This is a genomic window from Thiomicrospira microaerophila (assembly GCF_000934765.1).
GTDB classification, from domain to species: Bacteria; Pseudomonadota; Gammaproteobacteria; order Thiomicrospirales; family Thiomicrospiraceae; genus Thiomicrospira; species Thiomicrospira microaerophila.
The window spans coordinates 114,771-129,825 of the sequence record NZ_JYNN01000001.1 but is presented as its reverse complement, the minus strand read 5'-3'; the positions used below and the strand labels follow the sequence as shown (position 1 = coordinate 129,825).

Annotated in this window: 9 protein-coding genes; 8 read left to right on the top strand and 1 reads right to left on the bottom strand. The window is 44.2% G+C overall.

The window, feature by feature from the left end; genetic code table 11:
* Positions 1-33: 33 nt before the first annotated feature.
* On the top strand, positions 34-1,953 hold the full coding sequence (locus NA59_RS00545; protein WP_044406300.1) for a 5'-nucleotidase C-terminal domain-containing protein: 1,920 nt from the start codon (positions 34-36) through the stop codon (positions 1,951-1,953).
* A gap of 360 nt (positions 1,954-2,313) precedes the next feature.
* Here NA59_RS00545 and NA59_RS00540 read toward each other — a convergent pair whose 3' ends face one another.
* Complete coding sequence (locus NA59_RS00540; RefSeq protein ID WP_198401023.1) at positions 2,314-2,880, bottom strand: hypothetical protein; 567 nt, start codon at positions 2,878-2,880, stop codon at positions 2,314-2,316.
* 301 nt (positions 2,881-3,181) lie between these two features.
* Here NA59_RS00540 and NA59_RS00535 point away from each other — a divergent pair, with 301 nt between their 5' ends.
* From NA59_RS00535 to NA59_RS00505, 7 genes are read left to right on the top strand one after another with little or no spacing between them, the layout of a single operon-like run.
* Positions 3,182-3,859 carry a TIGR01621 family pseudouridine synthase gene (locus NA59_RS00535; protein WP_232503999.1) on the top strand — a complete coding sequence of 226 codons (678 nt, stop codon included), beginning with the start codon at positions 3,182-3,184 and terminating at the stop codon, positions 3,857-3,859.
* Positions 3,846-4,283, top strand: coding sequence for a YcgN family cysteine cluster protein (locus tag NA59_RS00530; protein ID WP_044406294.1), 438 nt, complete (start codon positions 3,846-3,848; stop codon positions 4,281-4,283). The genes NA59_RS00535 and NA59_RS00530 overlap by 14 nt, the downstream gene beginning before the upstream one ends.
* 37 nt (positions 4,284-4,320) lie before the next feature.
* The gene (locus NA59_RS00525; protein ID WP_044406291.1) at positions 4,321-5,799 is read left to right on the top strand and encodes a DUF3375 domain-containing protein; all 1,479 of its coding nucleotides are present in this window, start codon (positions 4,321-4,323) and stop codon (positions 5,797-5,799) included.
* Positions 5,800-5,852: 53 nt separating this feature from the next.
* The gene (locus tag NA59_RS00520; RefSeq protein WP_044406287.1) at positions 5,853-6,473 is read left to right on the top strand and encodes a DUF4194 domain-containing protein; all 621 of its coding nucleotides are present in this window, start codon (positions 5,853-5,855) and stop codon (positions 6,471-6,473) included.
* A 1-nt stretch (position 6,474) separates the two neighbouring features.
* Positions 6,475-8,547: a site-specific DNA-methyltransferase gene (locus tag NA59_RS00515; RefSeq protein ID WP_044406284.1), complete on the top strand. Its 2,073-nt coding sequence runs from the start codon at positions 6,475-6,477 to the stop codon at positions 8,545-8,547.
* A gap of 10 nt (positions 8,548-8,557) precedes the next feature.
* Positions 8,558-11,635, top strand: coding sequence for a restriction endonuclease (locus NA59_RS00510; protein WP_044406280.1), 3,078 nt, complete (start codon positions 8,558-8,560; stop codon positions 11,633-11,635).
* A 48-nt stretch (positions 11,636-11,683) separates the two neighbouring features.
* Positions 11,684-15,052, top strand: a complete 3,369-nt coding sequence (locus tag NA59_RS00505; protein ID WP_044406277.1) for an ATP-binding protein — start codon at positions 11,684-11,686, stop codon at positions 15,050-15,052.
* Positions 15,053-15,055 lie beyond the last annotated feature (3 nt).

The window sequence follows — 15,055 nt, the reverse complement described above, 5'->3', positions numbered from 1 at the left end:
GCGCTGAATTTTTAACTTGAACGGAGAGACCCTATGTCTTTAAATCGTCGTGAATTTTTACATGTTATGGCTGTGGCGGCCGCAGCGGGTATGTTGCCTGCAGGTGCAAAAGCAATGGGTGGCAAGCCAGTAGATTGGAAAAAAGAATATGATATGCCGCTTAAAGGCAATGTGCGTTTAATCCACACTACCGATTCGCACGCGCAGCTTAAACCCATTCATTTCCGTGAACCAAACGTAAACCTAGGTGTGGGTCCTGCTCATGGTCAGCGTCCTCACATTGTGGGTAAAAAGTTACTAGAAAGTTTAGCTAAGGATGGTGTGCATATTAAAGAAGGCTCACCTGAAGCCTATGCCTTTACCTATTTAGATTTTGATAAAGCGGCAAAGAAATACGGCAAGCTAGGTGGATATGCGCACATGAAAACCTTGATTGACCGTTTGCGTGAGCAAGCGGGTGCTGGTAACAGCATCCACATGGACGGTGGCGATACATGGCACGGTTCGGCAACGGCATTATGGACGCGCGGCATGGATATGGTTGAAGCAACCAATATCCTAGGTGTTGACGTTATGACGGGTCACTGGGAATTCACTTACGAGCAAGAAGAAGTGGTTCGTAATCTAAACGCGTTTAAAGGGGAGTATGTTTCCAACAATACCCGTCTGCGCGAAGATGCCTTGTTTGGTGATGAATACCTTGAAATGACAGAGCGTCATGGTGGTCATGGTATGTACGATGAAGAAAAATTGCTTCCGTTCAAACCTTACACGATTAAAACACTAAACAGTCATCGTGTTGCCGTGATTGGTCAAACCTTCCCACGTATGTCAAACGCTAACCCAATTGCTAACTTCCCTGACTGGTCATTTGGTTTACGTGAAGAAGAAATGCAAGAAACCGTTGACCACATCAAAGCAAATGAAAATGTCGCGGCTATCGTTGTAATTTCGCATAACGGTATGGACGTGGATATTAAAATGGCCGGTCGCGTATCGGGTATTGATGCAATTTTTGGTGGTCACACGCATGATGGTATGCCGGCACCGACTAAGGTGAAGCGTCCAGATGGCGGCACTTGTTATGTCACTAATGCAGGTTCTAACGGTAAGTTTGTTGGCGTGATGGACTTGAACATCAAAGACGGTAAATTGGCGGGTGTTGAGTATCGTTTGCTGCCTGTATTCGCAAACGTATTGCCAGCTGATCCGACTATGCAGAAGTATATTGATGACTTGTATATGCGTAAGTATGATGAAAATGTGGTTGAGGCGCGTAATCCTAAGTTCCGTAACAACAAAGATCGTTTGGGTAAAACCTTTGGCGAAATCTTAGGTGAAGAATTGGCGATTGCCGGTGACACATTATATCGTCGTGGTAACTTCATGGGTACTTGGGATCAGATTATCGTTAACGCTTTACGTGAAGAGCATAATGCACAAATCGCTATGTCAGCTGGTGTGCGTTGGGGTACTTCAGTCATGGCCGGTGAGATGATCACGATGGAACGCCTAATGGATGAAACCTCATTAACCTATGGTGAAACCTATCGTACTGAATTAACCGGTGCGCAATTAAAAGACATTTTTGAAGGTATTGCTGAAAACTTGTTTGTTATTGACCCCTATCTGCAATCGGGTGGTGACATGGTTCGTTTGGGTGGTATGGATTACACTATTGATCCGAATGAAGCATTGGGTAATCGTATTACTAATATGGTATTGGATGACGGTACGCCGATTGAAATGAATAAAACCTATTCTGTTACAGGTTGGGCGCAGGTTGATACCGTCGGTGATGGTCGCCTAGTTTGGGATATCGTTGCAGACTATTTACGTCGTGAAGCGAAGAAGAACAATGGTGTTGTGAAGCTTAGCAAAGTGAATCACCCAACGTTGATTGGCGTTGATCAAGATCCAGGTCTTGCCGACTATGCAGGCAAAACGATTTAATTCGTTTTGAAGAAACAAAAAAAACCAGCTCAGGCTGGTTTTTTTTGTTTCTGCTTGTTGAAAATTCCAGTCATTGCGAGGAGCGCAGCGACGCGGCAATCTCAAGCCAACCTTGCGCTTGGTTTGAGAGATTAAGCTCATTCCCACGCTGTGCGTGGGAATGCAGACCGATTTAACCTATGAAACAGCGCTCAAACCCAATTCCAAAGCGCTCCCACGTTCAACGTGGGAGCGAGACCTGATTGTAAGTTGTTGATTTATTAATAACTTTAGGTGCGTTTGCCCTGGTTTGCAATGACGCGGGTTAGTAATTTATGATTTGTTTAAGATGCGTTTTTCCTGATTAGCCGGTAGTGGTTGTTATCTTTTCTTTTTATCTTTGTCCGCTTTATCAGACTTTTTCTTTTTTTCTGTTTTTAACTCGCCGGTGTCTTCGGTCTGATTGGGATCGTTTTCCAGCGCTTCATGACTTTCAGTGCTTTCATCGCTTTCGCTATCTTCCTCATCTTGCTGATTGCCAAACAGTGCATCAATATCATCTTGATCCAAATATTCAAACGCATCTGCCTGCTTAGAGGCTACCGCACTCGGTAAGGGAAAGTCGAGGTGGGCCAATTGGACAGTATTCAATTTGTCGGTAAAGTGTTGCAGTGCCTGGATAACCTGTCCACTTAAATCGCGGTTGGTTTGCTCTAGAATAATGTCTTGGAGTTGGTGCATCCAGTTAAGTTGAATGTCTTTTAGTTCGCCGAGGTATTCGGCCATTTGTTCTGATTTTACCGCTTCAGCTTGTTGGTAGCTGAGTCTTTTTAGGTCATCGATCATCATTTCTGCAATTTGGATGGTTTGCTGGGAGGTGGTTTCCAGTCGATTATCGATATAGTTTAAACAGGTTTTTACTTTTTCTTGTGGACTTAACTCGCTCATACATCATCCTTGCATTTAATCATGTTATTATTTTCCCTAGTCACATGTTATTATCATCTCTAGGCAGTACAATCTAGCATAAACGCTATAAAAACGAAACATAGCAGGCTATGAAAACCTTTATTCAACCTGTTTAGGATCCTGTAGGACTCAAGCCAAACTTCTTCGCTTAGATCGACAGGCGCCTAGTGGTAAAACCGGCAGCATTGGCTATTTATCGTTTTTTAATTTTACTAAGCAAAATGCTGACCAACTGGGCAATTATTTAATATTTATTAATGTAATGCAATCGAAGGTGTTTGTGAACATTGTATTTGAAAACGCTGATTTTTTAGTATTCGATAAACCCGATGGCATGAGTTTTCACTCGGAAAATCAACCAGGCCTGGTTGTGTTAGCCGAGCAACAAACCCGTTTGTCGCTTTATCCTGTCCATCGATTGGATAAGATGACATCGGGATTAGTGATTCTTGCCAAGAACCTCGCTAGCGCGCAGGCTTTTCAAGCTTTGTTTGAACAGCGTGAAATTGAGAAGTATTATCTGGCAATTTCGACCCATAAACCGAAAAAGAAGCAGGGCTGGATTAAGGGAGATATGCAGCCGAGTCGGCGCGGCAGTTGGCGTTTAATCCAAAGCCAACAAAATCCTGCTATTACCCAATTTGTTAGCGCGAGTCTTGCGCCAAATGAGCGTGCGTTTTTAATCAAACCTCATACGGGTAAAACCCATCAGATTCGCGTGGCGCTGAAAAGCTTAGGCGCGCCGATTGCGGGTGATGTTCGTTATCAAGCGCGGGTCGAAGCCAAGCTTGAGTCGCGTGGCTATTTGCATGCTTATGCGCTAGCATTTAGCCTGTTTGATGAACGATTTTGTATTGTGTGCCCACCCACAAGCGGTGAGCGGTTTTTATCTGACGCCTTTAAGGTACAATGTCGCGTTTGGAGCGAACCCTGGACATGTTTTAATGGAAACGAATAAAGAAAAATACTGGCAAACCTTAGCGCTAGACCAACTCAGCCAAGCCGAATGGGAAAGCCTGTGTGATGGTTGTGGTTTGTGCTGTTTACATAAGTTACAAGATGAAGACACAGACGAAATTGTCTATACCCGCATTGTTTGCCGTTATTCTGATATTCAAACAGGGAGCTGTGGCGATTATGCTAATCGTTCGATTAATGTCCCCAGCTGTGTGCCCTTAACGCTGGAGCGAGTGGCTGAATTTGATTGGCTGCCTGACTCTTGCGCCTATCGTTTGCGTTATTTCAACTTGTCTTTACCTAATTGGCATCCGCTAAACATTGGTGATGACAGTCAGGTTAAGTATCACGGCCTGCAGTCTATTAATGTGGTGGTTGAATCGCTTGAGTTAGACGAAGAAGATTATTTAATCGACAAGCCTTAGCGCACAAGCTATCTGGCGTTGTTAGGAGAAGGTTGTTTTGGATTATTCATACTTAAAAAAACTGCGCCAGAGCCATCCGGCCTGGCGTTTGATGCGCGCCGATAATGCGCCGCTGATTGTTAGTTTTTTGCATCAGGCATTTATCTTGCCGAACTTGCGCAGCGTCAAGCAGTCGGAGCTAGTGTTGATGCTAGATGATTTTTTGTATCACTTGCGTTTGAGCGAGGGTGAGAAAAGTTTTCCCAAATCGCCGCATCAGTATCTCGAAGATTGGGCGCACAATGACAAGGGCTGGCTACGCAAGTTTTATCCAAGCAATTCTGATGAGGCGGCATTTGATCTAACACCCGGTACTGAAAAAGCGATAGGTTGGCTCAATGGACTCAATCAAGCGAGTTTTGTCGGTACCGAATCGCGTTTGCTGATGCTGTTTGACCTGCTCAAACAAATGGTGACAGGTTCAGAGGAGAGTGCTGAGGTACGTTTAGCCGAGCTGAAACAGCGAAAAGCTAAGATTGATCTTGAAATTCAAGCCTTAGAAGCCGGCCAGTTTGAGTTGATGGACGACACCGCATTGCGTGATCGTTTTTTACAGTTTTCGCAGGTAGCGCGTGAGCTGTTGGCCGATTTTAGACAGGTGGAGCAAAACTTTCGTGAACTGGATCAATCCGTGCGCGAAAAAATCGCTGGCTGGGATCAGGGCAAAGGGCAATTGCTCGAAGCAGTGTTTGGTGAGCAGGATGCGATTGGTGACTCGGATCAGGGTAAGAGCTTCCGCGCTTTCTGGGATTTTTTAATGTCCACCCAAAGCCAAAATGAGTTAACGGCGTCACTTGAAAAAGTATTTCAACTGGATTCGATACAAACGCTGCAACCCGATAAGGCGTTGAAAAAAATACACTATGATTGGTTGGAAGCGGGTGAACAAACCCAGCGCGTGGTGTCCAAACTATCGCAACAATTGCGTCGGTTCTTGGACAATCAGGCCTACCTTGAAAATAAACGCTTGGTGCAGAAAATTGATAATTTATTGCGCCAAGCGGTTGAACTGAAACCGCACTTACCCGCGAATGCACAAATTACAGGTGAATTTGCCAGTTTTATGACTATTGATCTGCCCAAAATGGCGATTGATTTGCCGATGGAGCGCAGCTTGTTTAACGTGCCTTTAGTGCAAGATTTTAACGCTAGTGTTGAAAGCGATGCTGGCGAAGAGGTCAATGTTGATAGCCTATTCGATCAGGTGTTTGTTGATGAGATTCGATTAAAAGACCAAATTGAGCGCCTTCTGCAAACCCAATCACAAGTTAATCTCCCCGAAGTCTTGCAAAATCATCCATTAAGCTTGGGTGTGGCCGAATTAATTGGTTATTTATCGCTCGCCAGCCAACAAGAGCCAGACGCGCGTTTTGCGGGTGTTATTGATGAATCACAGCAAGACCTGATTCAATGGCAAAATAGTGAAGACCAACAACGCCAGGCCTGGTTACCCAGAGTTATCTATACTCGGCGCTGAGGATAGGGTAAAACATACAGATTGAGATAAAGAAACTGAGATAAGGAAACCATATGGAACTAGCGAAAACGGAGCAGGATAATCGATTGTCGGTGGTATTGATTGCGCTGTTAAAAGGGGTGGTTTATCGTGATGAACAAGAAACGCTTTGGCAGGATTTAATCAAGCTGCAAACCCCTGCGCGTGATTATTTGAGCGTTCTGGGCTTGGCGCTCAGGTTGTTTGAGGAAGAGGGCTATGCTTGGTTGATGCATGCCGGGCAGGATGACGATCAAGCGGATTTGCCTAAACTGGTCACCCGGCGCCCCTTGTCGTTTGCGGTCAGTATGTTGTTGGCGATATTGCGTAAACGCCTGTTGGCGTTCGATGCGATGGGGAATGATACGCGGTTGGTGTTAGAGTTTGAAGACTTACAACAGGATTTACTGTCGTTTTTACCGGCGGGCAGTAACGAAGCCAAATTAATCGACCAGCTTCAAACCCATGTCAATAAGGTGGTGGAGTTAGGCTTTCTGAAAAAACGCAAGCTTGCCTATGAGGGCGCACCCCAAACCTATGAAGTGCGCCGCATTCTTGCCGGCTTTGTAGATAGCCAATGGCTAGACCAGCTGCAGCAACGCCTAGCTGAATATCAAGCCTATGCCGAAGGAAACAAAATAAAAGGGATGTATTAACATGAACACAGTTGAAAAAAACGTCATTGAGCAAGAATCGATTCAAGAACGTAATCTTGCTCTATTTTTACAAAATTTCCCAGGTATCGTCTCTACCGGCGAAGATGGCGAATTGGTTATTAATACCGATAAACTTAAACTGGCTTTAGACCCAAAGGCGAGGTTTGAAGAAAACGGCTATGAACTCAATTGGGTGGGCAAAAAAGAAGCTTATCACCAAGCCTATGTGAAACAGGCCAAAATTTTGCAACCCCTAGCCGAGGACAGTAAGCTGAATGACCGTGGCGATTTTCTGGCCGACAGCACAGGCAATATTCTAATTAAAGGCGATAACCTTGAAGCGCTGAAACTGCTCAAAGCCAGTTATTTTGAACAGGTCAAAATGATCTACATTGACCCACCTTACAACACCAAAAGTGAAAACTTTATCTATCGCGACAACTTCACTGCAACTGAAGATGCGATTTTGGACGAGCTCGGTTATAGCCCGGAATACAAAGACTATATTCAGAATATTCAAGGCGCACGCACCCACAGCGGCTGGTTGAGTTTTATGTTTCCGCGCTTATTATTGGCGCGTGATTTATTGAAAGAAGACGGTGTGATTTTTATCTCGATTGATGAAAATGAACAAGCCAATCTAAAACTGCTCTGTGATGAAGTGTTCGGTGAGCAGAATTTTGTTGAGTGTATTACTTGGAATAAAAGAGTGCCTAAAAATGATAAAGGAATTGGTAATATTCATGAATACATTTTTCTTTATGCTAAAGATACAGCTTTCAAACATAAATTTTTAATGCGTAAAGAAGGTTTAGATGATGTTTATGAGCTTGTTGAAAAGCTTAAAAAAGATGAGCTGCCTATTGCTCAAGCAGAAAAAGAGCTAAAAAAACTTTATAAGAAGAATGGTTATGACCGTGGAATAACGTTATACAACTCTTTAGATATAGACTACCGTATTTGGGGAAAGATTAACATGAGCTGGCCAAATCAAGATACTTTTGGTCCACGTTATGAAATTCTTCATCCAGTTACCAGAAAACCTGTAAGTATTCCTGATCGTGGTTGGCGGTGGACTGAGACCACATTTAACAAAGCTGCAGGATTAAAAAATGGAGTTTATGAAAATATTGAAACACTCCACGATGGCTCTTCTCGATGTGGAAATATTTGGTTTGCCAAAGATGAAAATACTCAACCAAGCTCAATAAAATATTTAGACGATGTAAATGATATGTTATTACGCTCAATCTTATCGACTAAAAGTGATGGTGGAGTTGAACTAGAAAAATTGTTTGAACAAAAAAGCCTATTTTCCAGACCAAAATCATCATCGTTATTAAAAGCATTGCTTGGCAGCCTACAAAGCAGTGGAACGGAAGTAATTTTAGACTTCTTTGCCGGTTCCGGCACTACGGGTCAAGCGGTGATGGAGTTGAATGCAGAAGATGGTGGAAACCGTAAGTTTATTCTAGTGCAACTTCCCGAAGCGATTGATCCGAAAAAACAAAAAGATGCGTATGAATTTGTCACGAAAACGCTAGGCAAAAAGGAAGCAACGATTTTTGAAATCACAGCCGAGCGTTTGCGCCGTGCGGGTGAAAAAGTCAAAAAAGACCATGCCGATAAGCAAGCTATTCAAACATTGGATATAGGTTTTAAAGCATTTGCCATTGCCGATGACCCGATGCAGCAATTTTATAAACCTTTGCACCAAGTCACGCCTGAGGATTTAGCCCAGTTAGAAATAGCGCTGTCCTCTGAAACACTAGAAGCTTCGCTCCCCACTATTTTGATCAACTTGTTATTGGCGGAAAAATTACCGCTTTCTACGCCGATTATTCCGTTGGTTGAAAATGCGCTCTATCAAGCGGCGAATGTGTTGTTGATTTTGAATGATTTGCCGATAAGTGACATCAAGACCCAGTTGAGTCAAACACAAAACCGGGTGGAGTATGTGAGCATCTACTCGCCGAATATTTCCGGCCCCAAGCGTGATCAATTCAGCCAAGAACTCAAGCCTGCGTTATTACAAATGGGCTTGGATGAGTCACGTTTAAGATTCCGTGGTTAAGGGGCTGGATATGAACAAAAGCACCAGCAAATTAAAATTACAGTTTGAGCGTTTAGACTATCAAGAACAGGCCGTGCAGTCGGTGTGTGATGTGTTTAAAAATATCACCTTTAGGCCGCAAAATGGCTTTGAACAAGCCAATCCTTTGCTGTTTTGGGATGACCCGGACGAAGGTAAGGCGATTAAACGGTCGCGTGACCCCGATTATTTTAACGGTTTGCTGTTCAAACAACTTGAGCGTAACCTGAATGCGGTGCGTGAAACCAATAGTGTGGATGAGGGGGCGTTGACCCTTAATACACGCTTAACGTTGGATGTTTTGATGGAGACCGGCACGGGTAAAACATTTACCTTTATTGAAAGCATGTACCGTTTGAATCAGCTGTATGGTTTAAGCAAGTTTTTGATTTTGGTGCCGAGTACCGCGATTCGTCAAGGCACACTTAAAAACCTGAAAATCACCCAAGAGTTCTTTTCCAAAATCGAGGGTTATCGTCCGCTTTCGGTGTTTGAATATACGCCGGAAAATGTGTTTCGTTTTGCACATGCCAGTGCTGAAAACATCTCGGTGATGATTTCGACCTATCAGGCGTTTAATAAAGCCAGCAATGTGATTCATAAAAAAGCGGTAGAACAAGGCTTACCTGGTATAAATGGTCGTGCTACCAGTTATATGGAGGCGATTGCCGCTTTGCGTCCGGTGATTATTATTGATGAACCGCACCGTTTTGAAGGCAAAAATACTGCCAAAAATATTGAAAAGTTCAATCCCTTGTTTACCTTGCGCTTTGGCGCGACCTTTAAAGAAGATGCGAATAAACAGACTTATAAAAATCTGATATATACATTAGATAGCGTGACGGCGTTTAAAAAAGGGCTGGTGAAAAGCATTACCGTAGACACGATTGGCAATGAGCAGGTCGATGCCCATTCTTTAGTGTTAAAACAAGTAAAAGGTGCGAAGCAGGCCGATTATCAAGCGCAGATTTTGTTTAAAGATATTGCCTCTAAAAACAACCAGGCCTGGTTAATGAAGGGCGATAATCTTGGCGAAAAAACCGATATTTCTTATCTTAACGGCTATGTGGTGGAGCTCATCAGTAAGTCGGAAGTGTTGTTTACCAACGGTTTTAGCTTGCCCTTAGGTGAAGAAAACGCCACTTCTTACGGTATGTTATTGGACGAGATTCAAACTGAGATTATCCGCCAAACCCTTGTGGCGCATTTTGAGCGCGAAGGGCGGTTGTTTGACATGGGTATTAAAGCACTGACGTTGTTTTTTATTGATTCGGTCGGTAAGTATCTATTGGATTCAGGTGAGACTGGTGTATTGGTGAAAAAGTTTGAAAAACTCTATGCCGAGCAAATAGCGGAAGTGTTAGCAAAAGAGGATTTATCGCCGGCTTATCGCACCTATTTAGAGCGTACTCAAAATGATATTAGCAAGGTGCATCAAGGTTATTTTGCTAAGTCGAATAAAGACAAGGATCTACAGGATGAAATTGATCTTATTTTGAATCGTAAGGAAGAATTACTGTCGTTCGATTCGGATCTTCGCTTTATTTTCTCGATGTGGGCGTTACAAGAAGGCTGGGATAATCCAAATATTTTTACACTGTGTAAACTCGCGCCCAGTAACTCAAAAATAACCAAGTTGCAACAAATAGGCCGAGGTCTGCGTTTAGCGGTGGAGCAATCCGGTCAACGTATTACCCGCACACACGATAGTTTTGATTTTGTGAATGAGTTGAATGTGATTGTGCCTTCAACCGAAGGCGATTTTGTGAAGTCGATTCAAGATGAAATCGCGGCGAAAAGTTTGGCGATCCGCGAGAGGGTGTTTGACGCGAACTTATTAGTTGAACAAAAAGTCGTGCCCTCAATTCGACAAGCTTGTGTGGTGATTGATATTTTGGAAGAATTGAGTTTGGTGGAATTGGATGATGAAGATAAAGCCCACATTATCGCTACTAGAGCTCAATTTAAAGCTGCTTGGAATGACGTTTTAACGGCGATTGAAGCGCATAAGAAAGTAACCGACTTTGATGCCAATTCCTTGGCGAGTTTCTTTAACGATGTGTTTATAACCGAATCAAAAGTGCGGGCAAAAGATAAATCACGCCAACAACCTAAGCAGATTAAAGTGCATGCTGACAAGTTCAATCAACACTTTAAAACCCTTTGGGATAACCTGAACCGTGATGCGGAGTTGAAGTTTGATATAGATTCGGAAGTATTTATTACGCTAGTCGGTCAGGCTATTGCTGCCGAGTTTAAAGTCGAACAAATTCAGATTCAAACCACTCGGTATAAACAGGTTGAAACGGGTGTTTCTGAGGCGACCTCTGACTATAAAGCCTTGGATTATCAGGCTGTGTTTAATTTATATGAGTTTGTCAAAGCCTTGGCGAATGCGACACAGCTGAGTTTTAAATCGGTAGCGACCCTTCTAAAAAATATGCCGCAAGCGCAGTTTTCGATGATTGCGCGGAATGAAAATCAGGCATTGGTTCAGTTAAAGGCGATTATTCTGCGCGAGTTATATGCGTTGATTGTGAATAAAATCAGTTATGACATCAAAGAAATCCGCACTAAAGCGACCAGCTTGACGGGTTCAAACGGTCATGTTTTAGCCTTTATCAATAAGGGGGCGTGTGGACGCGATGATTTTGATATTTCTAAACTGACAACGGTGCGTGCCAAATCACTGTATGACGAAGAGTTCATTGAGGTGGACAGCGAAATAGAGGAAGACACGATTGAAGAGTCGATTGATAACAGTATTACCGTATTTGCAAAACTGCCAAAGATAAAAATTCCTGTTCCAAATGGCACCTACAACCCGGATTTTGGTTATGTTGTGAATCAGAAGGGTCAAAAAACGCTCTACTTAGTGGTGGAAACCAAAGGTTACGATACGCATGGTGAGATTCCACCGAGTGAGCAAATAAAAATCAACGCCGCCAAAGCGTTCTTTAGGGATTTGAAGGCGCTGGAACACGGATTAGACATTCACTATAAGTCCAAAATTAATCATCAAGAATTGGCGAGTTTACTGGCCGAAATACACAGTGAGCCAATTAGCTAGTCACCAAATATTGTCTGTGTGACGGTTGTAACATTAAGGAAAAACAAAATGAATCCCATGCAAGATACCCTGTTAGATTTTAGTGATGATAATACCCAGGCTGGTTTTCGGTTGCACCGATTGGAGGTGTTTAATTGGGGGACATTTCATAACAAGGTCTATACGCTCACTCTAAACGGTCACAATTCGTTATTGACCGGTGATATAGGGTCAGGTAAATCTACCTTGGTGGATGCGGTGACCACCTTGTTAGTGCCGGCGCATCGAATTTCGTATAACAAAGCGGCAGGTGCGGATGCCAAGGAACGCTCTTTGCGCTCCTATGTGATGGGTTATTTTCGTTCTACTCGCGGTGAATTGGGTGCCAAGCAGGAAGCCTTGCGTGATGCCAGTCAGTATTCTGTGATTCTGGGGGTGTTTTACAACCAAGGCTATGATCAATGGGTAACGATTGCGCAGGTTTTTTGGTTGAAAGAAGGTCAAAACCAACCGGCGAAATTTTTTGTGGTGGCCGACAAAGCGTTAAGCATAGTCGAAGATTTTTCCAATTTCGGCAAAGACATGAATGCGTTGCGCAAGCGTTTGCGTGACAGCCAATTAATCGAATTGTTTGACAGTTACAAAGACTATGCCGGCGGTTTTCGTAAACGCTTTGGCTTAAAGAATGAACAGGCCCTAGAACTATTTCATCAAACCGTGTCGATGAAGCAGGTGGGCAATCTGACTGACTTTGTGCGTGAACATATGCTTGAGCAAACCCAGTCGGCGCAGAAAGTGGAGGCATTAATTCGTCATTTTGATGATCTGAATCAAGCCCATCAGCTCGTGCTGAAGGCCAAGCATCAGGTGGAATTGTTAGCGCCGATGGTGGCAGATGGCCAGCGTTATACTGGATTACAAACCGAACAGGCGCACTGGGAAGCGATGCGTGAGGCGCTTGAAGGCTTTTTTGCTGAACAAAAATCAGCGTTATTAGAAAAGCGTGAGCAAAGCCTACAAACCGATTTAATCCGCGCTCAAGCCCAAATTGAACAGTTTCAACAGACTAAGCAAGACCAACAAGCCCAGCGCGATGCGCTAAAACAAGCTATCAGTGATCAGGGCGGTGATCGTCTAGCAGCATTGCAAAAATCGATTGCTGAAGCCCAGGTGACCAAACAAAAATGCGAGCGTAAGTCGAAAGATTATCAGCATTTAATTGAACAGGTGAGCTTGGGGTTGCCGCAGGATGGCGTGGCATTTGCGCAAACCCGTGTTGAGATTAACCAAGCGGCCACGCAGGTTGAGCAACAGCAAATCGAATGTCAGCATCAACAGCAAGAGTTGGAATTTGAGTTTCGTCATCAGCGTAAAGCCTACAGCGAGTTGGACAATCAAATCCAATCGTTGAAAAAACGCAAAAACAATATTGATGAGAGCCAAATTCTCATTCGCCAAGCCTTGTGTCAGGCGCTGGATTTGGATGAGGCAGACATGCCGTTTGTCGGAGAGTTATTGCAAGTTCGCGAAGAAGACCAGGCCTGGGAAGGCGCGATTGAGCGTATTTTGCATAATTTTGCGCTATCGCTGTTGGTGCCAGAGCGACATTATGCCGCTGTGTCTGATTGGGTGGAGCGCACGCAATTAAAAGGGCGCTTGGTTTATTATCGGGTGAAAACCGATGCCCAGCAACCAGGCCTGGTTAGCTTGCACCCCCAATCCTTAGTACGCAAGCTGTCGATTAAGCCGGATAGCGAATTTTATGATTATTTGACCCTGCAGCTGGCTAAGCGGTTTGATTATGCATGTTGTGAGTCCTTAGTGGATTTTCGGCGTGAAAAGCAAGCGGTGACCTTGCAAGGTCAGGTTAAATCCGGTGATCAACGTCACGAGAAAGACGACCGTCGTGCTTTGAATGATCGACGTTTTTATGTATTGGGCTGGTCAAACCAAGACAAAATAGCCGCCTTAGAGCAAGAAGCGAAAGGCTTGCAACAAGCGATGCTCAAACGGGTATCTGAACTCGAAAAGCTTAAGCAGCAAGCGCAAGCGTTAAAGCAGCAGTTTACCGCCTTAACGAAGCTGGGGCAGTATCAAGATTTTGAGGAGTTGAATTGGCAAAAATGGGTGAGCCTACTCGATAAACTGCTCGCTGAAAAAGCCGAGTTAGAAGCCAGTCATGACCAGCTTAAGCTGTTACAACAGCAGCTTGAAGCTTTAGAGAAAGACATTCACCAAACCGAAGACGGTTTGAGCCAGCGTCATCGTGAGCTGGGTGATATTCAATCCAAACTAGACGCGCTGGCGGCTGATTTAAGCCAGACACAGGCACTATTGGCACAGCAAACACAAGCAGGGCGGTTCGCGGCTGGTTTACGCGATGCCTTAAACCAAGTGCAAACGGATTGGCAATTGCACGCGCAGCGTGTTGAGAGTATTGAGCCGCGTCAAAGCGATATGCGGGCTAAAATTCAATACGAAATCAATAAATTGCGCGCGAGTCTGGAGCGGTTGCAAACCAAGCTGGTTGGACGCATTAATGATTTCTGCCATGACTATCCAGCTGAAACCAAGGATTTTTCAGCCGATATAGCCGGCTTGAGTGAATTTGAAAGCTTGCTCAACCAGCTGATGTCGGATGATTTGCCGCGTTTTGAGGCGCGATTTAAGGAGCAGTTGAACCAAAACACGATTAACCAAATTTCGCATTTCAAGGTGCAGCTTAAACAGGCGCAGCTGGAAATTAAAGAGCGGATTGACAAAATCAACCAGTCACTCGCCGATATTGATTACAATCCTGGGCGTTTTATTCGACTCGAAGTAGCCCCTAATCTCGATGCGGAAATTAAAGCCTTTTATCAAGAACTAGAGGTTTGCACCGAAAACACCCTAACGGGTTCGCAAGACGAACAGTACAGCGAAGCCAAGTTTTTGCAGGTTAAGGCGCTGATTGATCGCTTTGCTGGCCGCGAGGGCCTGGTTGATTTGGATAAACGCTGGACAGCCAAGGTCACTGATGTGCGCAATTTCTATCAGTTCTCGGCGTCAGAGCGTTATCGTGAAGACGATACGGAACACGAACACTACAGCGATTCGGCGGGTAAATCAGGTGGGCAGAAGGAAAAACTCGCCTATACCGTACTGGCGGCCAGCTTGGCCTATCAATTTGGCTTGGAGTGGGGTGAGGTTAAATCGCGCAGCTTCCGCTTTGTCGTGATTGATGAGGCGTTTGGACGTGGATCTGATGATTCAGCACGTTTTGGTTTGGAGTTGTTTAAACAGCTCAATTTGCAGTTATTGATTGTGACGCCAAAACAAAAAATCCATGTGATTGAGCCCTATGTTGCCAATGTCGGTTTTGTAACCAACCGCGAGGGACGTGAATCTTTATTGCGTAATCTAACGATTGAACAGTACCGAGATAAAGCCAAAGGTTAATCT

What these genes read in the sequence shown, in the direction of transcription:
- NA59_RS00545 (WP_044406300.1), top strand. Translation starts at nt 34, where the DNA reads ATGTCTTTAAATCGTCGTGAATTTTTACATGTTATGGCTGTGGCGGCC.
- NA59_RS00540 (WP_198401023.1), bottom strand. Translation starts at nt 2,880, where the DNA reads ATGAGCGAGTTAAGTCCACAAGAAAAAGTAAAAACCTGTTTAAACTAT.
- NA59_RS00530 (WP_044406294.1), top strand. Translation starts at nt 3,846, where the DNA reads ATGGAAACGAATAAAGAAAAATACTGGCAAACCTTAGCGCTAGACCAA.
- NA59_RS00520 (WP_044406287.1), top strand. Translation starts at nt 5,853, where the DNA reads ATGGAACTAGCGAAAACGGAGCAGGATAATCGATTGTCGGTGGTATTG.
- NA59_RS00515 (WP_044406284.1), top strand. Translation starts at nt 6,475, where the DNA reads ATGAACACAGTTGAAAAAAACGTCATTGAGCAAGAATCGATTCAAGAA.
- NA59_RS00510 (WP_044406280.1), top strand. Translation starts at nt 8,558, where the DNA reads ATGAACAAAAGCACCAGCAAATTAAAATTACAGTTTGAGCGTTTAGAC.
- NA59_RS00505 (WP_044406277.1), top strand. Translation starts at nt 11,684, where the DNA reads ATGAATCCCATGCAAGATACCCTGTTAGATTTTAGTGATGATAATACC.